The 23,927-nt window shown below is 39.8% G+C and carries 24 protein-coding genes; 15 read left to right on the top strand and 9 right to left on the bottom strand.

Features of this window, described 5'->3' with window-relative positions; translation table 11 throughout:
• The first annotated feature begins 84 nt into the window (after nt 1–84).
• The 5 genes from JG738_RS09680 (at nt 85) to JG738_RS09660 (ending at nt 2,218) form a co-directional block, all read left to right on the top strand.
• On the top strand, nt 85–330 hold the full coding sequence (locus JG738_RS09680) for a type II toxin-antitoxin system Phd/YefM family antitoxin (RefSeq protein WP_201337691.1): 246 nt from the start codon (nt 85–87) through the stop codon (nt 328–330).
• A complete protein-coding gene (locus JG738_RS09675) occupies nt 330–590 on the top strand; it encodes a Txe/YoeB family addiction module toxin (RefSeq protein ID WP_201337690.1) in 261 nt (86 codons plus the stop codon). Before JG738_RS09680 ends, JG738_RS09675 begins: the two co-directional genes overlap by 1 nt.
• A 116-nt stretch (nt 591–706) precedes the next feature.
• Nucleotides 707–1,699, top strand: a complete 993-nt coding sequence (locus tag JG738_RS09670; RefSeq protein WP_201337689.1) for an Lrp/AsnC family transcriptional regulator — start codon at nt 707–709, stop codon at nt 1,697–1,699.
• Complete coding sequence (locus JG738_RS09665; RefSeq protein ID WP_084274853.1) at nt 1,689–2,045, top strand: hypothetical protein; 357 nt, start codon at nt 1,689–1,691, stop codon at nt 2,043–2,045. Before JG738_RS09670 ends, JG738_RS09665 begins: the two co-directional genes overlap by 11 nt.
• A gap of 2 nt (nt 2,046–2,047) precedes the next feature.
• Nucleotides 2,048–2,218 (top strand): hypothetical protein, encoded by a 171-nt coding sequence (locus tag JG738_RS09660; protein ID WP_201337688.1) that lies wholly within the window; start codon nt 2,048–2,050, stop codon nt 2,216–2,218.
• Here the strand turns inward: JG738_RS09660 and JG738_RS09655 are convergent.
• A complete protein-coding gene (locus JG738_RS09655; RefSeq protein ID WP_201337687.1) occupies nt 2,198–2,626 on the bottom strand; it encodes a hypothetical protein in 429 nt (142 codons plus the stop codon). The two genes, JG738_RS09660 and JG738_RS09655, sit on opposite strands and share 21 nt — an antisense overlap.
• Nucleotides 2,627–2,647: 21 nt before the next feature.
• Nucleotides 2,648–4,024 carry a pyruvate kinase gene (pyk, locus tag JG738_RS09650; protein ID WP_201337686.1) on the bottom strand — a complete coding sequence of 459 codons (1,377 nt, stop codon included), beginning with the start codon at nt 4,022–4,024 and terminating at the stop codon, nt 2,648–2,650.
• A 53-nt stretch (nt 4,025–4,077) separates the two neighbouring features.
• Between pyk and JG738_RS09645 the strand changes: the two genes are divergently transcribed.
• The 4 genes from JG738_RS09645 to JG738_RS09630 are packed head-to-tail and all read left to right on the top strand — an operon-like array spanning nt 4,078 to nt 10,470.
• On the top strand, nt 4,078–7,455 hold the full coding sequence (locus JG738_RS09645) for a hydantoinase B/oxoprolinase family protein (RefSeq protein ID WP_201337685.1): 3,378 nt from the start codon (nt 4,078–4,080) through the stop codon (nt 7,453–7,455).
• 60 nt (nt 7,456–7,515) lie between these two features.
• A complete protein-coding gene (locus JG738_RS09640) occupies nt 7,516–9,642 on the top strand; it encodes a ribonucleoside triphosphate reductase (protein WP_201337684.1) in 2,127 nt (708 codons plus the stop codon).
• Nucleotides 9,635–9,805: an anaerobic ribonucleoside-triphosphate reductase gene (gene nrdD / locus JG738_RS09635; protein ID WP_201337683.1), complete on the top strand. Its 171-nt coding sequence runs from the start codon at nt 9,635–9,637 to the stop codon at nt 9,803–9,805. Before JG738_RS09640 ends, nrdD begins: the two co-directional genes overlap by 8 nt.
• A complete protein-coding gene (locus tag JG738_RS09630; protein WP_201337682.1) occupies nt 9,787–10,470 on the top strand; it encodes an anaerobic ribonucleoside-triphosphate reductase activating protein in 684 nt (227 codons plus the stop codon). The genes nrdD and JG738_RS09630 overlap by 19 nt, the downstream gene beginning before the upstream one ends.
• Here JG738_RS09630 and upp read toward each other — a convergent pair.
• Genes upp through JG738_RS09615 form a run of 3 tightly spaced genes read right to left on the bottom strand, consistent with a single transcriptional unit; the run spans nt 10,467 to nt 11,666 of the window.
• A complete protein-coding gene (gene upp, locus JG738_RS09625; protein ID WP_201337681.1) occupies nt 10,467–11,081 on the bottom strand; it encodes a uracil phosphoribosyltransferase in 615 nt (204 codons plus the stop codon). The two genes, JG738_RS09630 and upp, sit on opposite strands and share 4 nt — an antisense overlap.
• Complete coding sequence (locus JG738_RS09620) at nt 11,078–11,431, bottom strand: type II toxin-antitoxin system PemK/MazF family toxin (protein WP_201337680.1); 354 nt, start codon at nt 11,429–11,431, stop codon at nt 11,078–11,080. Before JG738_RS09620 ends, upp begins: the two co-directional genes overlap by 4 nt.
• Nucleotides 11,424–11,666, bottom strand: a complete 243-nt coding sequence (locus JG738_RS09615) for a ribbon-helix-helix domain-containing protein (protein WP_201337679.1) — start codon at nt 11,664–11,666, stop codon at nt 11,424–11,426. The genes JG738_RS09620 and JG738_RS09615 overlap by 8 nt, the downstream gene beginning before the upstream one ends.
• 112 nt (nt 11,667–11,778) lie before the next feature.
• Between JG738_RS09615 and JG738_RS09610 the strand changes: the two genes are divergently transcribed.
• The 5 genes from JG738_RS09610 to JG738_RS09590 all read left to right on the top strand — a co-directional run bounded on the left by JG738_RS09610 (nt 11,779) and on the right by JG738_RS09590 (nt 18,565).
• On the top strand, nt 11,779–12,669 hold the full coding sequence (locus JG738_RS09610; protein ID WP_201337678.1) for a KaiC domain-containing protein: 891 nt from the start codon (nt 11,779–11,781) through the stop codon (nt 12,667–12,669).
• Between the two features lie 14 nt (nt 12,670–12,683).
• Nucleotides 12,684–13,346, top strand: coding sequence for a bacterio-opsin activator (locus JG738_RS09605; RefSeq protein WP_201337677.1), 663 nt, complete (start codon nt 12,684–12,686; stop codon nt 13,344–13,346).
• On the top strand, nt 13,347–16,748 hold the full coding sequence (gene rgy, locus JG738_RS09600; RefSeq protein ID WP_201337676.1) for a reverse gyrase: 3,402 nt from the start codon (nt 13,347–13,349) through the stop codon (nt 16,746–16,748).
• Between the two features lie 212 nt (nt 16,749–16,960).
• Entirely contained in the window at nt 16,961–17,869 is a 909-nt protein-coding gene (ppk2, locus tag JG738_RS09595) for a polyphosphate kinase 2 (protein ID WP_201337675.1), read from the top strand.
• Between the two features lie 9 nt (nt 17,870–17,878).
• On the top strand, nt 17,879–18,565 hold the full coding sequence (locus JG738_RS09590; protein WP_201337674.1) for an SDR family NAD(P)-dependent oxidoreductase: 687 nt from the start codon (nt 17,879–17,881) through the stop codon (nt 18,563–18,565).
• Here the strand turns inward: JG738_RS09590 and JG738_RS09585 are convergent, their stop codons facing one another.
• The gene (locus tag JG738_RS09585; RefSeq protein WP_201337673.1) at nt 18,566–19,651 is read right to left on the bottom strand and encodes a PilZ domain-containing protein; all 1,086 of its coding nucleotides are present in this window, start codon (nt 19,649–19,651) and stop codon (nt 18,566–18,568) included. It abuts the gene before it with no gap.
• A gap of 67 nt (nt 19,652–19,718) precedes the next feature.
• Here JG738_RS09585 and JG738_RS09580 point away from each other — a divergent pair, with 67 nt between their 5' ends.
• Complete coding sequence (locus JG738_RS09580; protein WP_201337672.1) at nt 19,719–20,174, top strand: heme-binding domain-containing protein; 456 nt, start codon at nt 19,719–19,721, stop codon at nt 20,172–20,174.
• Here JG738_RS09580 and JG738_RS09575 read toward each other — a convergent pair.
• From JG738_RS09575 to amrS (JG738_RS09565), 3 genes are read right to left on the bottom strand one after another with little or no spacing between them, the layout of a single operon-like run.
• Nucleotides 20,119–21,882 carry a Na/Pi cotransporter family protein gene (locus JG738_RS09575; RefSeq protein WP_236593247.1) on the bottom strand — a complete coding sequence of 588 codons (1,764 nt, stop codon included), beginning with the start codon at nt 21,880–21,882 and terminating at the stop codon, nt 20,119–20,121. The two genes, JG738_RS09580 and JG738_RS09575, sit on opposite strands and share 56 nt — an antisense overlap.
• A complete protein-coding gene (amrS, locus tag JG738_RS09570) occupies nt 21,849–22,871 on the bottom strand; it encodes an AmmeMemoRadiSam system radical SAM enzyme (RefSeq protein ID WP_201337671.1) in 1,023 nt (340 codons plus the stop codon). The genes JG738_RS09575 and amrS (JG738_RS09570) overlap by 34 nt, the downstream gene beginning before the upstream one ends.
• Nucleotides 22,868–23,890: an AmmeMemoRadiSam system radical SAM enzyme gene (gene amrS / locus JG738_RS09565; RefSeq protein ID WP_201337670.1), complete on the bottom strand. Its 1,023-nt coding sequence runs from the start codon at nt 23,888–23,890 to the stop codon at nt 22,868–22,870. The genes amrS (JG738_RS09570) and amrS (JG738_RS09565) overlap by 4 nt, the downstream gene beginning before the upstream one ends.
• Between the last annotated feature and the right edge of the window lie 37 nt (nt 23,891–23,927).

The following is a 23,927-nucleotide window of genomic DNA, read 5'->3' as shown; positions in this document are numbered from 1 at the left end:
TAGGTATCAAGGTTAATATATCAGATGATAATATTTTGACAAATCGTACGAAAAATGGTACGATTTTGTAAAAAAGGGGTAGTGATGACAAAAATAATAAATGTCTCTAAGGCAAGAGACAATCTCTATAAGCTTATAGATGAGACTGCTGAAAGTCATGAGCCTATTTTGATAAAAGGTAAAAGAAACAGTGCTGTATTAATAAGTGAAGAGGATTTTAGAGCAATTGCAGAGACACTTTATCTTACTTCAATTCCTGGAATGAGAGAATCAATAAAAGAAGGATTAAATACCCCTATACAAGAGTGTGAAGATAAATTGGACTGGTAATGTATAAAATTGTTTATACAAAACAGGCTGTGAAAGATGCAAAAAAGATTAAAGAAGCTGGTTTAAAAGATAAAGTTTTAAAGTTGCTGAGTATTTTAGAAAACGATCCTTTTGCTAATCCTCCAAAATATGAAAAGTTGGTAGGAGATTTAAAAGGTGCCTATAGCAGAAGAATAAACATACAACATAGATTAGTGTATCAAGTTTTGGAAGAAGAAAAAACTGTCAAAATTCTTAGAATGTGGACGCATTATGAATAGAATAGATATAGTGTTATTATTACTTGACACAGGACTTTAAACCTTAATCTTTGATAGGTATCAAGGATACAAAAGGGTAAACTCACTACAATTATGAAAAAAAGAGAAGGAACTGGATGCATGAGGAGTTTGTGACGCTTATTCAAAAAGAGTTTCCCATAACACAGCGTCCCTTTGCTGCATTAGCAAAAGAGCTAGGAAGTGATGAGGAGAGTGTTCTAGAGCTTTATAAAGAGTTGAAGGCACAAGATATTATTCGCCAAACTTCAGGGATATTTGATACAAAATCGTTGGGATATAAATCAAGCCTTGTAGCTTTTAAAACGAAAGATATAGAAGAAGCAGCAGCTATTATCAATACCCATCCTGGAGTTTCACATAATTATGAAAGAGATCACGATTTTAATCTCTGGTTTACTATTGCCGTTGAACCACGAAGTAAATTGGGGCTTGAAAAGACGGTGGAGCTTCTAGCGCAAAAGAGTAATGCACAAGAGTATATAATTTTGCCTACAAAAAAGATGTTTAAAATTAAAGTGCAGCTAGATCCTAGGGGTATGGGGAAAAAGAAAGAGAAAGTAGAGAAAAAGAAGAAGATATCTTTTGAACTCACTCCCCTGCATTATCAACTTATAAAGCTACTTCAAGAAGATATTGATGCAGTATATGAGCCTTTTGCAAAGGTAGTAGAGGAGCTTGGTATTGATTATGATACATTGATGCAAGAGGCTAAAAGATTACAAGAGGGTGGATATATGCGCCGTTTTGCTACCATTTTGCGCCATCGTAAAGCAGGATTTAGTGCTAATGCAATGGTGGTGTGGGATGTGGATGAAAAGAGAGCTGCAGAGATAGGAGAGAAAGTGGCTGCGTATCAGGCTGTGAGTCACTGCTATTTGCGTCCAACCTATCCCAACTGGCCATATAGCCTCTTTAGTATGGTGCATGGAAAGAGCAAAGAGGAAGTAGAGGAGGTGGTAGAGGAGATAGCAAAAGAGATTGAGCCGCGCGATTATCGCTATCTCTACTCTACGAGGGAGTTTAAAAAGCAGCGCATCAAATATTTTAGTGATGCGTTTGCAGCATGGGAGAGAGAAAATGTTGACTGATTTTTTTCGTGAAGAGCTGGTTTTTATTCTTATAGCACTATTTGTTTTTGCAATTGCTGTTTTTGTGGTTACGCGTCCCTTTGTGGAGGTGAATGCAAAAAAAGTATTGAGTATTATTGGGATCTTTTTGCTTGTGGGATTGATTGCGCACTACACTTGGCGGCTCCATCATATGGAAAGTGTGAAAAAAGCTTTTGCTGCAGGGAAGAATATTTTATGTATCGATAAGACCAATAAAATTGGCTATGTTCTTATTAATCGTGGAGAGTGGAAGATCGTTAATGATGAATTTGTGCACCCTGAGTTTCCTCGGGCGTACAATATCAGACAGTGTGTAGTGGAGTAATTATGGAAGAGAAAAAAGAGGTAATTATTACGGGGCTTAAGATCCCCTTTTGGGATCTTGTGTGGTTTATGGTAAAGTTTACTCTTGCTTCAATTCCCGCTTTTGTAATTTTATATGGAGTTTTTTGGCTTCTTTCCTTTTTCTTTGGAGCATTAATTGCCCTTCCTTTTTGAGGGGACATTGCAAAGTACGGGGTAGCTAAAATCTCTCCATGAACCAAGATCGAGCATATGATCATCAATAGTGTCATGGACAAGGTAGGTATAGTTTGTAGGAAGATTATGGTTATGGTAGGTGAGAATATAGTGTCTATCTCCTGCTTCAAAAAAGGCAGTGGCGTTATTCTCTATTATATAGCTTTGATCGTACCTTTTTAGATCTAAATCTTCGAGAAACTTCTTCTTATCTTCTGCTTTTTTATACGCTTTTTTAATATCTTGCCACTGTGCTACTGTAGCTTGAGGGTCAAAGGTGCTTTTGCATATCGCATCAAAATCTTCATAAGGTGTATAACTTTGATTTGTAGGGAGAAAATCAGCCATGAGAGTCATGCTAAGAGCTAGAGGGAGTAAAAACTTCATCTTGCACTCCTTTTTCTTTAATTATACCTCAACTACTCGTATCATATTTGTAGTACCCTCTTTTCCGACAATACTTCCCATTGTAAGAATGATTCTATCTCCTGGAGTCACAATATTTTCTCTTTGTGCTACGTCTAAAAATTTTTGAATGAGGTGCTCTGGATTTTTGATTTTTGGCATCTCAAAAATCTGCGCTACTCCCCAAACTAAAGAGAGTTTGTGGGAAATATTCTTATCATGTGTCACAGCTATAATTGGTGCTTGGGGGCGATATTTGGCTATGCTTTTAACTGTTGTGCCGCTACTTGTAAAGGAGACAATGGCTTTTGGGCTGATAGATTTGCAAAGGTCCGCTACACTTCCAGCAATCGCATCGATATCTTTTCCTTCATAGTATTTATAAAAGGGATAGATACTCATTGTCTCTTGAATTACTTTGCGTAGTGTCTCAACTGCTTCAACTGGATATTTCCCGACAGTCGTTTCATCGCTGAGCATAACTGCATCGCTCCCATCCATTACCGCATTTGCTACATCACTTACTTCGGCTCGTGTAGGAAAAGGGGAGTTGACCATGGAGAGCAGCATCTGTGTAGCAGTTATAACAGGTTTTCCTAAGCGATTGGCCTCTTTAATGATACGTTTTTGTATTACTGGAACCTTTTCAATGCCTACTTCAATTCCAAGGTCTCCTCGTGCTACCATAACCCCGTCGCTGGCCTGTAAGATTGATGCGAGGTTTTCTACCGCTTTTTTTGTCTCGATTTTTGCTACTAGCCAAGGATTTGCCCCCTCTTGATGCAAGATTTTGCGTGCTTTTTCGATATCTTGTTCTGTATTTACAAAGCTTATTGCTACGATATCAACTCCCTCTTTTGCTCCAAAGCGTAAGTCCTTTTCATCTTTTGGTGTGATGGCGCTGAGGCTAAGATTTGAGTGGGGGAAGTTGATACCTTTACGGCTGGAGAGTACTCCAGAGTTTTTGACAAGAAGTGTCACACTATTATACTCCTTTGCTATTACTTTTGCCCTAATGGTGCCATCAGCAAAGAAGACATACTCACCAACTTGTAAATCATCGATAATTTCTGGATAACTGATGGTGAGATCATACTTGGAGTGTGGCGTATCTTTGACAAGACGAATTTTGTCTCCTTTATTAAGCTCTAGTATCCCATCTATCTCACCTATTCTAATCTTTGGACCACTTATATCTTGTAAAATTGCAGTTTTGCTTCCTAGCTTTTTTGCAGTTTCTCGAATCTTTTTGATTGAAGCATGATGAGTTTTATGATCAGCATGGCTAAAATTGAGGCGAAAGATATTGACTCCAGACTCAATAAGCTGTTCTATGTTATCAATGGAACTGGGTCCGAGTGTTGCAACTATTTTTGTCATTTTGGCTCCTTCTTACATTATAATATCCTAAGATTTTAACAAGAAGGTTACACATGCTCAAAATCGCAATCGATAGAGGCGGAACATTTACAGATGTCTATGCAGTTATTGATGATAAACAGGTGATAACAAAAAAGATTTTGAGTGAAAGTCCTCTTTATGAAGATCCAAATAGCTATGGTGTGCAGTTGATACTGGATGAAGCGGGAGCCACGCTCGATGATATTGAGTGGATCCGGTTTGGTACCACGGTAGCTACCAATGCACTACTTGAGCGCAAAGGGGTTGATCTTACATTTGTTGTAACGAAAGGATTTAAAGATATTTTAGAGATTCGCTACCAAAATAGAGCCGATCTCTTTGCGCTTGATATCAAAAAGCCAAAGCCTCTTTATAAAGAGGTGATTGAGGTTGATGAGCGAGTTATTCCTAAAGGAAGAGACTTTGAGGTGCTACAACCTTTGCAAGAAGTGCCAAAGCCAAAGCATAAGCATGTTGCAGTGATGTTTTTGCACAGCTTTAGATTTGATGAACATGAAAAAAGAGTTAAAGAGATACTTGCAGACTATGAGGTAACAGTTTCAAGTGAAATTATCCCTTTGCAAAAAGCAATCGATCGAGCAGATACCACAGTAGTGGATGCCTATTTAACACCAGTTGTGCAAGAGTATGTGCAAAAGATTCTCAAAAATCTTGGATTACGCAAAAACGCATTTTTTATAAAAAGCGATGGAGGGCTTTGCAAGCCCGAAGAGTTTCGTGGCATCAATGCACTACTCAGTGGGCCAGCAGGTGGTGTTGTGGCTCTATCGAGTATTTATGATGGTACACCCCTTATAGGTTTTGATATGGGAGGTACGAGTACCGATGTGAGCCGCTATGATGGAAAAGTAGAGCTTAAAATGAGTGATGAGGTAGCAGGTTGCTATATCCACTATCCTATGGTAGATATTCACACAGTAGCAGCAGGAGGAGGCAGCAGGCTTTTTGAAAAGGAGGGGATGCTAGTAGTTGGGCCACAAAGTAGTGGGAGTAATCCAGGGCCAGTGTGTTATGGCAGAGGAGGAGAGTTGAGCATTAGCGATGCTAATGCAGTAACTGGCAGACTCGATCCCGACTTTTTGCCAAAAGTCTTTGGAAAAAGCGGCAAAGAGCCTCTTGCTATTGCAGCAGCCTTCAGTGCTTTTATCCCGCTAGCAAAAAAGCTTGGAAAAAGGGTAGAAGAGATAGCATTGGGCTTTATCGATGTAGCCAATGAGCATATGGCAAACGCTATCAAAGAGATTACTATCAAAAAGGGTTACGATCCAAAAGAGCATACGCTCTGCGTTTTTGGAGGAGCCGGTGGGCAGCATGCTGTGGGGGTAGCGAGAAAACTTGGTATCAAAAAGATCCTCATCCATTGCCACAGTGGTATCCTCTCAGCTGTGGGGATTGCGTATGCTGATATCAAAGCAGAGCGCATTGCAATGGCAAGCGGTAATCTCGAAGAGGATTTTGCAAAATTAGAAGCTGGAAGTGAGGGGTATCAAAAGTATAGAAGTCTCTTTGTGCGTTTTAAAGGCACCAATACATCTTTAGAGGTATCATATGAAAACTATAAAGAGCACTTTTTAAGGCGCTACAAGCAGATTTTCGGCTTTGTTCCTGCAGGCGAAATAGAGATAGAGAGCATCAAAGTAACTCTCATCAAACCAACTGCCAAACCAAAACGCCCTAAAATTGTAGCAGGTACAGTAGAGCCAGTAAAAATGGGGAGGGTGTACTTTGATGAGGGGTGGCAAGAGGTGCCAATTTTTAATGTACTCAAAGCTGGATCTGTAATCCAAGGGCCAGCCCTTATCGCACTGGAGCACTCTATGGTAGTGCTCGATCCAAAAAGTCGCGCTTCAATTAATGAGTATGGAGATATTCTCATAGAAGTAGAGCATGCAGAGCAAAGAGTTATCCAAGAGGCAAAACTCTCTCTTTTAGCAAATAGACTTGAGTTTATCGCCAAAAAGATGGGTGATATTTTGCAAAAAAGCGCAAGGAGCGTGAATATCAAAGAGCGCGCCGACTTTAGCTGTGCTATTTTTGATCCAGATGGCAATTTGATTGTCAACGCTCCCCATATTCCAGTACATCTTGGATCTATGAGCAGTGTGGTAAAAGCGATTATTGCCAAAGGGTACAAAAATGCCACATATATTACCAATGCTCCCTATGAGGGAGGCTCGCATCTGCCAGATATTACAGTAGCTACGCCCTATATTGAAGATGGCAAGACTCTTCTTTGGGTGGCAAGCCGCGGCCACCATGCAGATATTGGAGGAAGTGTGCCTGGAAGTATGCCTCCATTTTCAAAGTTTTTACACGATGAGGGGGCAATTATAGAGAGCTTTGCAGTAGTAGAGGAGGGAGTGTTTTTAGAAGAGATTTTGCGATCTATTTTTGAGAGTGCTGGTGCTAGAAATATTGAAGATAATATAAGCGATATAAAAGCGCAGATTGCAGCCAATATGGAAGGGATACGATCGCTACTTCCTTTAAAAGAGGAGCTTCCTTGGTTTTTTCGTGCAATAAAAGAGGTGAGCGCAAGGAGCGTGAGAAGCTTTTTTGCTTCATTGCAAGCAGCAAGTGCCCAAGATTATCTCGATAATGGGGCAAAAGTTGCTTTGCAAGTCTATAAAAGAGATGGCAAAGTAGTTTTTGATTTTAGCGATTCAAGCCCACAGCTGCTTTCTAATCAAAACGCTCCCTTTGCAGTACTGAGAAGTGCAGTACTCTATGCCTTGCGCGTGATGCTACAAAGAGATATTCCTCTCAATGATGGAATATTGCAAAATATCAAGATTATTACGCCAAAAGGGACTCTCCTCAATCCAGATAAGGAGTTGGCAGTTGTTGGTGGCAATGTTACAACGAGTCAGCGCATAGTGGATGTGATATTTAAAGCTTTCAAAGTAGCTGCAGCAAGCCAAGGGTGCATGAATAATGTTATCTTTGGGAATGAGCGTTTTGGCTACTACGAGACCATTGCAGGCGGGGCTGGAGCTACACCGCAGGCTTATGGGGCAAGTGGTGTACATACACATATGACAAATACAAAAATTACAGATGTGGAAGTGATGGAGAGCCGCTTTCCTGTGATGATAGAAAAGTTTGCTTTAAGAAATGGTAGTGGGGGAGAGGGAAAATATAGGGGAGGAGATGGTGTAGAGCGTGTATATCGCTTTTTGGAGCCAGTAGAAGTGAGTCTGCTTACAGAGCGAAGATCCTTTGCGCCCTATGGTTTGTATGGGGGCAAAGAGGGAAAAAGGGGAGAGAACTATCTTGTGCGCGATGGAAAAACCTATAATCTTGGCGGTAAAGTCCACTTCTTTGCAAAAAAAGGAGACAAGCTCATAGTAAAAACACCTGGAGGAGGCGGCTGGGGTACCACACAATAGCCACAAAATCGCCTAAAAATTGCCACTTTCCTTTGTTAGAATTTTTCAAAAGGAGTGGCAATGGATCTACAGTTTCCAAAAGCAATTATCAAACGGGATGGGAGTGTCGAGGAGTTTCGTGCCTATAAGATTGAAGATGCGATAAAAGCTGCTTTTGATAGTGTGCTTACTCCCTATGATCGCAAAGTATTTGAGAGTGTTTTGATTCGCATTAGCTTTGATGAGGTCAAAGCTGTCGAAGAGATACAAGATATCATTGAGTATGAGCTCTTTCGTGCTGGCTATTTTGATGTGATGAAATCTTTCATCACCTACCGCTTCTTGCACAAAATGCAGCGAGAGCAGATCTTGGGACTCACTCCTGATACTACCTATATAAATACTTCTAGTGCCGTAGAGGAGTATATCAATAAAAGTGATTGGCGTATCAATGCCAATGCCAATACAGGCTACTCCAATGCTGGACTTGTGAATAATTTGGCTGGAAAAGTTATAGCAAATTTTTGGCTCGATAAAGTCTATAGCCCAGAGGAGGGGGCTGCGCATAGAAATGGTGATATTCATATACACGATCTCGATTGTCTCACAGGATATTGTGCTGGATGGAGTCTCAGAGTTTTACTCAATGAGGGCTTCAATGGTGTAAGAGGAAGGGTTGAGAGTAAACCACCTAACCACTTTCGCACAGCCCTTGGGCAGATGGCAAACTTTTTAGGGATTTTACAGAGTGAGTGGGCTGGTGCGCAAGCCTTTAGCTCCTTTGATACTTACTTAGCTCCCTATGTGTTCAAAGATGATTTGAGTTATGAAGAGGTAAAGGAGGCAATTAGAAGCTTTGTTTACAACCTCAATGTTCCAGCACGCTGGGGACAGAGCCCATTTACCAATATCACAATAGACTGGACTGTGCCACAAGACTTAGCTGATCAGATTCCAACCAAAAACGATAGGCATCTCTTTGAAGAGGTAGCAAATGATCCAAAAATTATACAAAAAGCTAAAAAGCGAGGAGTAGATTCACCTTTGCAGCTTACTTATAAGCATTTTCAAAAAGAGATGCATCTCATTAATAGAGCCTTTTATGAGGTGATGACCGAAGGGGATAAAACAGGCCAGCCTTTTACTTTTCCAATCCCTACGGTGAATATCACAGAAGACTTTGACTGGTATGGAGAAAATACAGATATTTTGTTTGAAAATACCGCAAAAATTGGGAGCAGTTACTTTCAAAACTTTATTGGTAGCCAATATATCATCGATCCAGAAACTGGAGAAAAGAGAGAAAACCCCGATAGCTATAAACCAAATGCCGTAAGAAGTATGTGTTGCAGGCTGCAGCTTGATCTTCGAGAGCTCCTTCGACGTGGAAACGGGCTTTTTGGCAGCGCTGAGATGACAGGAAGTATCGGGGTAGTAACTATCAATATGGCGCGTCTTGGCTATCGCTTTAAAGGGGACAGAGCAGGGCTTTTTAAAGAGCTGAAGCGACTTATGGATATAGCCAAAAGTACACTAGAAAAGAAGAGAGCTTTTATTAATGAGATGTTTGCAAGGGGGCTTTATCCCTACACCAAGCGGTATCTCAAAGATTTTAATAACCATTTCTCTACAATTGGTGTGAATGGTATAAATGAGATGATTCGCAATTTTACAGATGATAAAGAGGATATTACTACTGCTTATGGCATAGAGTTTGCCAAAGATGTGCTCGATTTCATGCGCCAAAGATTGAGGGGCTATCAAGAAGAGACCGGTAATCTTTACAATCTCGAAGCAACACCAGCAGAAGGGACAACTTACAGATTTGCCAAAGAGGATAAGAAACGTTATCCAGATATTTTGCAAGCTGGCTTTGGAGAAAATATCTACTATACAAACTCTTCGCAACTGCCAGTGGGTTTTACCGATGATCCCTTTGAAGCTCTGGAACTGCAAGATGATCTGCAGTGTAAATATACAGGCGGAACGGTGTTGCATCTGTATATGAGTGAAAAGATCAGTAGTGCTGAAGCTGCAAGAAAACTTGTCAAGTCTGTCATAAAAAATTTTCGGTTACCTTATATAACAGTAACACCACTTTTTAGTGTATGCCCGAAACATGGATATTTACAGGGAGAACATGAGTTTTGTCCGCTCTGCGATGAAGAACTTATCCAAGAATATTTAAAGGAGGCAGAAGATGCATAGAGAAGAAATTCTTAAAAAATTAGCACATAAACGCACAAAATGTATGGTCTATACAAGAGTCATGGGATATCATAGACCAGTAGAGAGTTTTAACATAGGCAAAAAGGGAGAGCATAAAGAGCGTACCTATTTTAAAGAGGAGCAATGCAAGGCAATGGTATAAAAATTTATGACCTTACCTCTTTTACACTGCTAGATTTTCCAGATACTCCAGCGGCCATTCTTTGGCTTGCTGGATGTAATATGCGTTGTCCCTACTGTCATAATCCCGACATTGTATATGGAAAGAATGAAAAAGATTTTAGTGCAATAGTCCAGTTTTTAAAAAAAAGAAGAGGTTTGCTTGAAGGAGTGGTTATTAGTGGAGGAGAACCAACAATTCATAAAGATATTGAAACTATTTGCGCTACGATTAAAGATCTTGGATACAAGATCAAACTTGATACCAACGGAAGCCTTCCACAGGTGTTAGAGCAGCTTTTAGCAAAAGATCTGCTAGATTTTATAGCTATCGATTTTAAAGCTCCCAAGAGTAAATTTCTTGCAATTACCAAATCAAAATCTTATGAAAATCTCATTGAGAGTCTCCATATTCTCAATCGCTATCGTATTCCTTATCAGGTGCGCACTACCGTGCATACAGATCTTTTAGATGAGAGAGATATTGAAGAGATTATAGCGCTTCTTGAAAAGATTGGATACACTAAAACCTACTATATACAAAATTTTATAAATTTGGGAAAAACTTTGTTACCACTACCAGAGCAAAAGAGAAAGCTCTCGCAAAACTTTAAAGCAAGCTTTCCTATTGCTTATCGCAATTTTTAGGTATGAAAAGCTCTATCACCTGCATCACCAAGGCCGGGAATAATATATTTTTGCTCATTGAGATATGCATCTATTTGTGCGATATGGATGTGGGCATTGGGATGGCTAGCATTGACATACTCTAGGCCATCTTTGACACCAACTACATGCAATGTTGTGATGGAGGCTGGTTTTTTTGCTGCGAGGATATCAAGGGCGCTTTTGAGTGATCCTCCCGTGGCTACCATAGGATCAACCACGATAAGATTTTTGCCCTCAATATCAGGTAAGCGGGTATAGTAGAGTTTTGCTTCAAATGTGCTCTCATCACGTTTCATAGCCAAAAATCCACCCCTTGCATAGGGAAAAAGCTCCAGTAACCCCTCTTGCATAGGAAGAGCTGCGCGCAAAATTGCTACAACAACAATATTTTCTTGTTCTATAAAACTAAACTCTTTTTGCCCAATCCAGGTAGGGATGATCTGTTTTGTGAGAGGAAAACTACATGCCTCCATACAGAGAAGTTGTGCTAAGAGTTTAAGATTGTGCCGAAACTCTTTTGGAGTGATGCGAATATCGCGGAGTCTATTGACAAGATCTTTAATGAGAGGGTTGTTTGATTGGGAGATCATGCATAATCCTTTAATCCTAAAATAAGTGTAATTTGATATTCTAGAGCAAAAAGCTCTTTTTGGGTCAGATGAGTAAGAGGTTGTGATATGATTCTTTTTTTATCAATGGCGCGGATTTGATCGCATAATATGTCAGAATCTTGTTCCAATCTATCTCTTTTTTGTATGCGAAATCGTAATGGATAGGCATTATTGATAAGTTTTGTACTCAGTGGCAGTATAATGATTGTGGGGTGCTCAATCTCATTGAGAAAATCTGTTTGAAAAATGAGTACAGGTCTTAATTTGCCTACTTCATTGCCTCTTTTTGGATGGAGATTGGCAAGATAGATCTCTCCTCGTTTATACATTTTCTAAACCATCATCGATAGTATTTTCTAAATCTTCTATTATATTCGCACTCTCTTTTCTTATATTGAGTGAGGCTTGCTGTATCTGTCTCTTTATGTTTTGTAAAGCAATCTTTTTTTCATACTCTTTTATGGCTCTTCGGATAAGTTCGCTTTTGCTCAGTTTGAGTTTTTGTGAGAGATTCGTGACCTCTTCAAAAAGCTTTTCATCTGTTTTGAGTGTAATTGTTTTCATGATTACTCCTTTTGGTATTACTATTATAAGTAATACAATATTTTTTTGCAAGTTATGTTGCACTGCTTTGAAAAAAGCTGTGTTATAATTTTTAAAAACCGAAGGAGTCTCTATGGCCCAAGAGTCCCAAAACCAGCAAGATTATAGCTATCAAGAGCCAGAAGTAATTAAAGAGGCTATCTATGTTGGCTCAAAAGCTTTAGAAAAGGCCCCCGAACTTATTGGTGTACCAACAGGAATTGAGGGGCTAAATGATCTTTTCTTTACTGTCAAAGAAGTAAAAGGAAAGCTGCAAAAGGTCTCTCTTGGAGGTGTTCCTAAATATAGTGTTTTTAACATTACAGGAGTGAGCGATACAGGTAAAAGTCTCATGGTGGAGCAGTTTGCTATTGAGCAGGCGAGAAAGGGGGAGAAAGTTGCCTTCATCACTGTCGAGACTCCTGCAAATTTTGTAGCCTCCTCTTTGAAATATCGAGCTTTAGCTATGGGATACAATTTTGATGAATTCCAAGACAATATCATTCTCATCGATGCAGCTTCTAACTACAAACTTCGTGAGTATGTGCCAGATCTCTTGGCAACGCTTGCGTATGCCATCAAAGAGTATAAGATAAACTTTACCGTTATTGACTCTGTAACAGGGCTTTTTGAAAACAAGGAGATGATGGCGAGAGCCATTGTACGAAGGGTCTTTAATTTTATGAAAAAGTGGTATCAGACGGCTCTTTTTGTCAGTCAAAAGCGAAGCGGCCATGAAGAACTGAGTGCTGAGGCTGCGGGTGGATACGCAGTGGGACATATTGTTGACGGTACGATGGTGTTGGCAAAAGAGCTAATTTCTAGCCGGTATCAAGCAAGAATGTATAAAGCAAAGCTGGGAGATGTAGTGCGACTCTTTCGGATTGACGGATGTCGTATGAGTGGTCACGATACGAAGACGCACTACATGGAGATTAGCGAGACGGGGCTAGTAAAGATTTTAGCTCCTATTGGTGAGCAATAAAAAAGGAGGCAAAAATGATTATTTTAACAGGCGATACGCTCAATATTGATGAAAAAGGTGTAGAGAGACTTGTTGAGAGAGTCTTTTTCAAAAGTATCGATCTCTTAGGAGGATTGAAAAAATTAGCCGAGTTTCGCACACTTACTTGGCTTCCAAGCCTTGCGCGCGCTGCATTTGCAATAGTGCTGCGTGAAGAATACCTCAAGCCAGAAGATGAGATAGCTGAATATGTAGGGCTAACAAGAAATACTGTAAGAAACATTTTGCGCGCAGATCCTGATCAAGCAATGTATAAGATCCAACACCTTGATGAACTGAGTGCCCAAGAGAAAAAGGAGCTTAAAGTCCATACTGCTGGAGGTGTGGCAAAACTTGCTTACAGACTCGTTAAAGAGGGGCAAGATTCGCAAACTATTCTTGATTTTTGCCATGCGATGGCGGGAGAAGCGCTCCAAGCAGCATCTTGTGAGTCACCATGGGCATATCTTGTGCTCAAACACACAAAAGGTGTTGAGTATCCTATTGTAAGTGATGAGGTATTGAGTGAGCGTCTTGGGGGAATTTCTATAAAAGGCGTAGATGGATCTATGGTAGCAAAAGGGCTTGCTTATCCTATCAAAACTCCAGCCCAGCTTCTTAAAGAGATCAAAGAGTATCTCCAAGCCCAAGGCAAATAGGTGATTTCGCTTATTTATAAAAAGATGTGCCCCAATTGCGGGGGTGACATCTGCAGTGAGAGACTTTTCAAAGGGCTTGTTTGTAAAAAGTGCTTGCCACAAGAGGCAAATCCTTGTGAGGCGTTAGAAGAGGGGGACTTTTTACAAATATGCCAGCTTAATAAAGAGGTAAGTGAGTTTGAGCACTTTTTTGAGCAAAAAAGTGGATTTTTGCCAAGAGAGCTGCAGCTTATGTGGGCAAAGCGGCTCTTTTTGGATATCTCCTTTGCCCTTTTGGCTCCAACCGGAGTTGGTAAAACTACTTTTGGGCTGGTGAGTGCTGCCTTTTTAAAATCGCAGGGTAAAAAGAGCTATTTAATTTTTCCCACCGCCCTTTTAGCAAAACAGGCTCATGAGCGCCTGGGTCAAATGGGAGAAGATGCCCTTTTGTATGACTCTCATGCTTCAAAAAAGCAAAAAGAAGCTGTAAAAGAGAAAATTAAGCAGGGGGATTTTAGTATCCTTATTACTACTACCTCCTTTTTGTATAAAAACTACTCCATTATTCCCAAAGTTTTTAATTTTGTTTTTGTGGATGATGTGGATTCGATCTTGAAATCAGCCAAAAATATTGACAAGGTTTTGTATCTTTTGGGATTTAGCGAGGATGATATTCAAAAAACGCTTGCATTTATTGCGTATAAAAGAGAACTTGCTAAAAAGAAAAGTATCGATTGGGAAGAGTTTGAGAGTAAAAGAAAAGAGATAGAAACTATTGCCAAGAAGCGCCAAGCCACGCTCATCGTCTCAAGTGCTACGGCAAATCCAAGGAGCAGAAGAGTTCTTCTTTTTCGAGAGCTTTTAGGATTTGAGGTGAGTCGTCCAAGTATTACTCTTAGAAATATCGAAGATCTCTATGAAGAGCCAGAGGATCTTTGGAAGCAAAGTGTCGAGAGGATAAGGGAGTTTGGCAAAGGGGGACTTGTTTTTTTGCCTTCCAATGCCACAAAAGAGGAGCTGCAAGAGTATCTAAGTTTTTTGGAACAAGAGGGAGTTAGAGCGCAAAGTTATGAAGAGTTTAGCAAGGAGGCTTTTAGAGAGGGAGAGGTAGATGTGGTGGTGGGGTTTGCTAGCTATCGCAATCCCCTAGCTCGTGGGCTGGATTTGCCAGATGTGGTACGATACGCCCTCTTTGTAGGTGTTCCAAAATTAGAATTTAAGCTCGATTTACAAAAGACAAGCTCGCTCTATTTTTTCTTGCTTGCGCTTGTACCGGCTCTTAAATCTGAGCCTTTTTTCTCTCAAGTTTTGGAGTATAGCAATTATCTCAAGCGCATCGCCTTTATCCCTGCGCAAAATCTCACTTCAAAAGCCAAAGAAAAAGTTGCCCATATCTACAACTGGCTCCAAGAGCTTTTAAGTGAGGAGTTTATACAAAAAATCAATAAAAGTCCCGATGTATCATTGGTAAAAGATGAGACATTCAAAGTCATCACCGCCGATGTAACGGGATATATCCAAGCGAGTGGGCGTACAAGTCGCCTTTTTGTAGGAGGGCTTACCAAGGGGCTTAGTTTCTTGCTCGTTGATAGCAAAAAAGCGTTTGCGAGTTTGCAAAAGAAGGTGCGCTGGTTTAGTGAAGAGATTGTGTTTAAAAAGGCAGATGAGGTTGATATCCAGCAGATTTTGCGCCACATAGACGAAGATCGTAAGCGGGTGAGAGCTGCTTTGCGAGGGGATCTCAAAGAGCAAAAAGATTTTTTCAAAACAGCCCTTGTTATTGTCGAATCTCCCAACAAAGCAAGAACTATCGCAAACTTCTACGGTAAACCACTAGTGAGAGAATTTAAAGGGATCAAGATTTATGAAATCGCCAAAGAGGACAAGATCTTAAACATCACCGCCTCGAAAGGGCACGTTTTTGATCTCAATAAAGAGGAGGGTTTTCATGGCGTTCTTACCAAGCCTGAATTTGTAGAGATTTTTGAGCCAATCGACACCACAAAAGAGAACATTATGCAGGCTATAAGGGAGCTTGACATAGAAGTAGCGGAGGTCTTTATTGCGACTGACCCCGATACTGAAGGGGAAAAGATAGCATACGATCTTTTTTTAAATAGCCGCCCTTTCAATAGTACTATCAAGCGTACGGAGTTTCATGAGGTCACTAAGTGGGCTTTTAACGAAGCTTTACAAGAGGCGAGGGAGGTCAATGAGGATAGAGTAAGAGCTCAGCTAGTCAGACGTGTTGCCGATAGATGGATAGGTTTTGAGATCTCACAATTCTTGCAAAAAAAATTTGGCAAAAGAAGCCTTAGTGCCGGCCGAGTGCAAACAGCTGTACTGGAGTGGATCGTTTTAAGAGAGTATGAGGCAAAAGAGAAGGTCTATGCGGTTACAACCTCTTTTGGAGGGCTTGAAGCAGAATTTGTCTTTGAAAAAGAAGAAGATGCAAAGAGCTTTTATGAAAATCTCCAAAAGATAAAACTGAAGTTTATAAAGCAAAATGAAAAAGAGCTTTTTCGCTTGCCTTACTCTACCGATGCGATGCTTTTTGATGCTGCTTCCAGAATTCACTTTTCGCCACAGCGCACCATGCAGCTAGCGCAAGATCTCTTTGAAGCAGGATTTATCACTTACCACCGCACCGACTCTATTCGCGTCAGTCCAGCTGGTCTAGCCATTGCAAAAGAGTATATCACAAACCATTTTGGAGAGGAGTTTTATAGACCAAATCCTCACAGCAGCCAAGAGGGAGCCCATGAGGCTATCCGCCCTACAAGAGCAATGGATGTGCAAGATCTTGAAGAGTTTGTGAGAGTACAAAACCAAAACATCATGCAAGCACACCTGAGGCTCTACGATCTCATCTTTCGCAACTTTATAGCCTCGCAGATGAGAGCAGCAAAAGTATTAGAGATCGAAGCTATGGCTACGGCACTGGGAGTGGTGGCAGAGCTTAGCTTTTACAAAAAAATCATAGAAGATGGAATCAATCTCATATGGCCTGTGGAAATTAATGATATAGAGGAAAGCGAGTATGAAGTCCAAAAGAGTCTAAGCAAAAGAAGTAAAGTGCCTCGCTACTCTTATGCGCAAATTATTAGGATGATGAAGGAGCGAGGAGTTGGCAGACCTTCAACCTATGCCATCACCATCGAAAAACTGCAGCAAAGAGGCTATATCTTTCAAAGAGGCGGAGTGCTTTTTGCTACCAAAAAAGGGATAGCAGTCTATGAAGAGATTAAAAACCATCCAGAGCTTTATTACTTTGTAAACGAAAACTATACCAAAGAGCTAGAATCTTTGATGGATGCGGTAGAAGAAGGAAAAATAGAGTTCGTAGAAGTTTTACAAGAGCTTTACAAAACCTTGCAAGAGCGTATAGACAAAAAAGAGGAGACAGATAAGAGGAATAAGTAGCTAAAATAGAGTCAAACAACCTCGGTATGGTATAAAGAGAGGGTTATAGAATATAGGCTCTTATAAATACTTAAAACAATGTTTAAGATAATGTGTTCTTTTTTTTACTCCTATGCCTGTTAGTAATTACCTTCTCAACTAGCCATTGTGAAAAACTTATATATTATGAAAAATTTAGTTTTAAAGATTTATAATCAAAAAAAAGGAGTAATATGAAAAGTATTTTTGAAGATATCTACTATCTCAAAGAGCGGATTCAAGAACCAGACCTCAAAGAAAAGCTCGAAAATTTAGAGCAGCAGTTTCATCTATTGCGCACCAAAAATGGTCTCAAGCAACTTGTGAAGAAAAAAAAGCTCAAAAAAGCGATAGAGTATATCAAGTATGAAGATGAACTTACAAGACTGCAGATTGAGCTTATTAAGATGCAAAACTGGATATATGAAAATAAAAAGCGGCTTATGATTATATTTGAAGGGCGTGACGCAGCGGGAAAAGGTGGTTCAATCAAACGCTTTACTATGCATCTCAATCCTAGAAAATATCGTGTTGTTGCACTGCCTGCTCCAACTGAAGTAGAAAAAGGGCAGTTCTATTTTCAAAGATATTTTCAGCATTTGCCAAATCCTGGTGAAATTGCATTTTTTGATCGTAGCTGGTATAACCGTGCTATTGTGGAGCCAGTATATGGGTTTTGTACAAAGGAGCAGTATGAGAAGTTTATGATGGAAGTGCCGGAGATTGAGCATGCGCTGATTGATGATGGGATAATGCTTATAAAATTTTGGTTTTCTATCTCCAAAGAGACGCAAAAAAGACGATTTGAAGAGCGTATGCACAATCCTTTAAAACAGTGGAAACTCAGTCCTGTTGATATGAAAGCGCAAGAGTTATGGGATGAGATAACGCACTATAAAGAGGAGATGTTTAGCCGTACGCACACATCATATAGTCCTTGGATTATAGTCAACTCCAATAACAAAAAACTCGCACGTCTTGAGTCAATTCGCTATGTGCTCTCTCAAATTCCTTATAAAGGAAAAGAAAAAGCAAAAGTCTCTCTCCATCCCGATCCTGATATAGTGCAGCGCTACCATAGAAAAAATATTCAGATAGATTAAGGAGTGATAATGAAAGTCTTTATAACAGGTATTGGCAGTGGTTTAGGTGAAGCATTGGCAAAACTTTACGTTGAAGGTGGGGAAGAGGTGTATGCCCTGAGCCGCTTTTTGCCCCGCAGTTTGCAAGGGTATGAAAATCTTCATTTTGTACAGCTGAACTTACATGCTTTGGAAAAGATCGAGGGAGCAGTTGAAGAATTGCTAGCACAAACAGAGCTTGATTTAGCAATTTTAAATGCCGGAATTTTAGGGGAGCTAAAAGATATGAGTGACACAAGTATCCATGAGATTGAAGAGATTATGAATCTCAATGTATGGGCAAATAAAGTACTGCTTGACTCTTTTAAAAAGCGTACTGTGAAGCAGGTTGTGGCTATCAGTAGTGGTGCAAGTGTAAGTGGAGCAAGGGGATGGAATGCCTATGCACTGAGCAAAGCAGCTCTCAATATGCTTATTCGCCTCTACGCTGCTGAGATGCCAAATACACACCTTACAGCACTTGCTCCTGGTCTTATAGAAACTCCTATGATGGAGCATATTTTACAGCATGCTGATAGGGAGAAATTCCCTGTAGTAAAACGCCTAGCAGAGTCTCAAAGACTTGCGCCAGCAGATGCTGCTTTATTGCTGAGTGATAGTTTTGGAAAACTTTTGGAGTTTCCAAGCGGAGAATTTATTGATATTAGAAATCTTTGATCATATACGTATCTCTTTGATGATTTCAAACTGCCTATGCAGGATATATTCAGCAAGGAAGTTTTCAAATTCTACATCTAAACTGTATTGTATACCCAATCTCTTCGCTTCCTCGTCGAGGTAGCGAATCTCCCCTTCTATTACAATTTTTTTATTCTCTAATGCAAACTGGAGAGTAACTCTGTCCTGTTTGTTACATGAAGAGATATCACTACAGATAATACCTACTCCTCCTATGGAGATATCTTGAATGACCCCACTGCATTGACATAGAGAAGATGTAATAGTTATAGGAATAGACTCTTTTGGCTGAACACGTACAAATTTTCTTTTTTCCTGTGGGAGCTCTTCAAAGCAAAAAGAGTCTAAGATAACATAGTCAAAATCTTTGATCTCTTTTATTTTAGTTTTTATTGGCTTGTCTATAAGATCTGTTTTTATAAAAAGCTCTTTGTCATGATGAAAAATTTTAAAATTGCATTCTGCTATATCGACAACAATTGACTCTTCTTTTAATAGTCTGATTTTGGCTTTGCAAGATATAGGTACCTGTTTGTAAAAATCGAGTAGAATTATTTGGCTGTTTTGTCTTTTTATTTTTTCTAAAATCGACAAGATTATCTCTTGCTCTTTTTTATCACTTTCATGTTTTAATGAGCGTAACTTTTGCTGTTGCTCTTCAAAAAATTTTGTATATCCTCTTTGAAAAGCAACAATATAATTATCTATGAGTTGAATCATTATAGAGACATCAAGGTGATTATGGTGATCTTTTTGGAGAATAATGCCAATAAAATCTTGTAAAAGTTTAAGAAGAGATTTTGTAAGAGGTGGAAGGATATTAAATCTATTTTGTGCCAGCATATATGCAAAATTGATAATTTTTTGCTCTCTATCAGATGTATCAGGTGTGAAAAGTATAAGGTAGAGTTTTTCTGCTATGGTATTGATTGCTCCAGATGAGAGGGGTTTACTATTTTTTGGAGGTTTTTCTAAAATGGAAGAGCGGAAAAACTCAAGAAAGTGCTCTTTATATTGTGAAAAAAATGCTTTGTGTTTACTCAAAAAGGAATTCACTGTTCCCATGTTTATTCCTAAATTGTAATTATTAATCAAACTATAGTAATATTACCACAAAAAAAGAGAGGGGACAATGAAGAGCTTTTGGATGTATCTTGGTGCAGTAGCGGTTATTATTGGACTTTTGCAGTTTATTCCAACCTATGAAAAGTCAAACCCACCAACCGATACTCAAAAAGAGATACAAGCTCCAAAAGAGGTGATGGCAATTTTTAAACGGAGCTGCTATGATTGTCACTCTAATGAGACAAAATGGCCATGGTATGCCAATGTAGCTCCTATGAGTTGGGCAGTAAGACGCGATGTGATAGAAGGGAGAAAAGCGCTCAATTTTAGTACATGGAATAATTATAGTGATGAAAAAAAGCAAGAGCTCAAAAAGCAGATCTTTAGAAGTGTCATCTTAGCTATGCCGCTTCCACAATATCTTTGGCTTCATCCTGAAGCAAAACTCTCATCAAAAGATAAAGAGACTATACGTAACTGGGCGAGTGATGGTAAAGGATATATCGACTATGATGTTCGCTAACCGGCTTTTTGCTGATTGCGCCATTTTTGTGTAAAAATATCCGCATGAAAGTTATTTGTGTCAGTGTGTTGCGCAAAGACTTGGTAAAGCTCTTACTTAAATGGTAGTCGTTGATGGCGATAGTAAGCCTCTCTGAAGCAATATGGGGATTTTTGGCGATATCGCTGATGATTGCAAGCGTATTGCGATAGGAATCAGCTATCTTTTTATAGATCTCTTCAATCTCCTCTTTTGCATTCTTATTTCCTTGAAGTGCATAATGAAATGCCTGTACACTGCGAATGATTTGGTAGCGCAGGTTTTGCAAAAACTCTTTTTCCTCTGGGCTCTCTCCATCATACCACTGTTCAAGATCTAGGAGCATATCTTTGATTGCTTTTGCAGCTGTTGCTAAATATGTAGTGGCTTTGGCGATAGTATGGATAATCTCTTCTACTTCTTTTGTAGTGGCATTAGCTGATAGTTCATGCGTAAAGCGCAAGATCTCTCCTTCAATTTTGCGGATATGGATATATTGAGTCATAAAGGGCACATCTAAAGGCTCATTATATTTTTCTAAAATTTTATTGATAGAGCCCTCTTTTTCTAAAATATTGATATTTGGGACGCCTGTTGCAAAGAGGGCGAAATGCTCTACTTCCTCGCAAAGATGTATTATCTCTTTCAAAGAGGCATCCAGTGCCATATCTACCATATTGCTAGGAACGTTATGGATATACTTGGTTACTACGTCTTTGGGTTCGTTAAAAAGTGTGCTTAACCATTTAGCCAAAAGCTTGATAAAAGGTAACCACAATATAACGCCCAAAAGATTAAACAGAGTATGAAAGAGTGCTATTTGTATGACAGGGTCGGCAGAGGGTATAAGAAGCAGGGTGATTTTAAGAAGTAAGGGAAGTACAAGATAAGCAAGAATTCCAGTGGTGAAATTAAATAAAAAGTGTGCTGTAGCCGCCCTTTTTTTATCAGATGAACCTCCGATAGCCCCAAGAATAGCTGTAACTGTAGTGCCTACATTGGCTCCTATGACAAAGGTTACCGCTTCTTCTAAAGTGACAATTTGTGCAAAAAGAGCACTTTGAATGATAGCTATAGTTGCAGAGCTTGACTGAATGATTGCTGTGATACCAAATCCAAGCAATGTATACCACCAAAGGCTATCGAGTCCTTGCAAAGAGATTTTTTTGCCAAATCCTGTAAAGCTCTCTTTCATTCCCTCCAGTCCCATAAAAATGAGGCCAAATCCTACCATTGCATGGAAAATATTTCTCCATCGACTCTCTTGTGGTGCTAATACACTTCCAAGGCCACCAATACCAACCATAAAGTATGAGAGTAGTTTGATATCCATTTTGAAACCTACAATACCAACAATCCATGCAGTGATGGTAGTTCCTATATTGGCTCCAAAGATAATGCCGATAGCTCCTTGTAAATGAATAAGGCCTGCTCCAATGAGAGAGAGTGCCATGAGTGTGACGACTGAAGAGCTTTGGAAAATTGCAGTGGTGAGGATGCCAGCCAAAAGGCTTTTCAAAGGAGTGCTAGTCATCCAGCGAACAAGCTTTTTAAAAAACCTTCCAGCAGCGTTGCGTAGCTGCTGCTCAAGATAGAGCATGCCAAACAGAAAGAGACCAAGCCCAGAAAAAGCTTCTATGAAAAGCTTGATTTGCTCTATTTCCAGACTCCAGGAATGAATGTATGACATTTGGGGCATCTACCATCTTGTAGATGACTTACCACTTTTTCACCAAGATATCCGGCGCGTTCAATCACTTTATAGCCACATGCTGGACAGTAGGTGGAGGTGAATTCTGGAGCATTGAAGTTGCCCACATAGACAAATTTAAGCCCTTCATCTTTTCCTATCTCATAGGCTTTGAGTAGGGTATCGGGAGGGGTTGGATTTGTATCAAGCATCTTATAAGTTGGATAAAAGCCGCTTACATGCCAAGGAATGGCTGTATCGATAGAAGCGATGAAATTGGCAATTTGGCGCATCTCCTCTTCGCTGTCATTTTTGCCGGGGATAAAAAGGGTAGTAATTTCGATCCAAAATCCTTTTTTGTAAGCGTATTTGATAGCTTCCAAAACCGGTTTGAGTCTTGCACCGCACAGCTCTTTATAAAACTCATCTGTAAATGCTTTGAGATCAATATTCATCCCATCGATTACATCGGCTAGTTTATCCAATGCTTTGTGGGTCTCGTATCCACTGGTGACATAGATATTTTTAAGTCCTGCTTCTTTAGCTAGTTTTGCCGTGTCATAGCTGTACTCAAACCAGACGATCGGCTCGTTGTAGGTGTAAGCGATCGCTTTGCAGCCATACTGCAAAGCTAGGTCTACTGCCAGTTTTGGAGGCAGATCCTTGCCAAAAATTTTATGCTCATGTTCTTGCGGAAACTGGCTGATCTCAAAATTTTGACAAAAGCTGCAGCTAAGATTACATCCAACTGTTCCAAAGCTAAAGACTTGAGAGCCAGGTAAGAAGTGGTACATTGGCTTCTTTTCTACAGGATCAACATTCATCGCTGCTGCTTTTCCATAAACGAGCAGTTTTAACTCTCCGTTTTCAACCTTTCGTACACCGCATATTCCATATTCGCCCTCATCGAGCTTGCATGCATGAGCACACGCTTCGCACAAGATTTTGCCACTGGGCAGCTTTTTACTTAGCCATGCTTTTGCGCTCATTGCCATACTCCTGCTATTACTTCACCACATTTTGGACATTTGCCATCTATGAGATGATTTTTCACCTGTTCACCAAGATATCCAGCCCGCTCAATTACTTTGAATCCACATTTTGGGCAGTATGTTGATTCTCTATCAGCATCGGGATAATTTCCGATATAGATATATTTTAGACCTTCAGCTTTCCCGATTTCATATGCTCTTTTGAGTGTTTCATAAGGAGTGACAGGGCGATCGAGCATTCTGTAATCTGGATGAAAACGACTTATATGCCATGGCATATCTTTGCTCAAATTTGCTTGGAATCTAGCAATATCTCTCAACTCCTCGTCACTATCGTTGATACCAGGGATGATAAGTGTAGTTGTCTCAATCCAAATATCTTTTGAGTGAGCATATTCTATAGCTTGTAGTACTGGTTTAAGACGTGCACAGCTGATTTTTTGATAGCTTTCATCTTTGAAAAACTTAATATCGATATTCATTCCATCTAAAAAGGGTGCAAGTTCATCTATCGCTTTTCTTGTCTCAAAGCCACTTGTTACATAGACATTTTTAAGTCCTGCTTCATGGGCTAGTTTGGCTGTATCGTAAGTATATTCAAAATATACAATTGGCTCATTATAGGTATAAGCCACAGATTTACATCCATACTCTTTGGCAAGCTTTACGATAGTCTCTGGCATCAATTCTTGACCAAAAACTTTGTAGCCGTTGGTTTGAGGATATTGACTAATTTCCCAGTTTTGGCAAAACTGGCAGCAAAAGTTGCACCCAACCGTTCCGATGCTAAAGATAGTAGAACCTGGCAAAAAGTGAAACATCGGCTTTTTTTCGATTGGATCGATATGGGCTGCAGCTGCTAATCCATATACAGTAGATTTGAGTTTTCCATTTTCATTGACACGTACGCCACATTTGCCAAACTCTCCAGGCTCTAATTTACAAGCATGGGCACACGCTTGGCACAAAACTTTACCATCCCCCAGCTCTTTGGAGAGCCATGCATCTGCTACCATTGTTTCTCTCCTTATTTTTTTTCATAATAGCATATTT

It is taken from the genome of Nitratiruptor sp. YY08-26 (assembly GCF_016593215.1).
Taxonomy (GTDB): Bacteria; Campylobacterota; Campylobacteria; order Campylobacterales; family Nitratiruptoraceae; genus Nitratiruptor; species Nitratiruptor tergarcus.
Note: the sequence above shows the minus strand (reverse complement) of the source record. Positions and strands in the feature narration are given on the sequence as shown.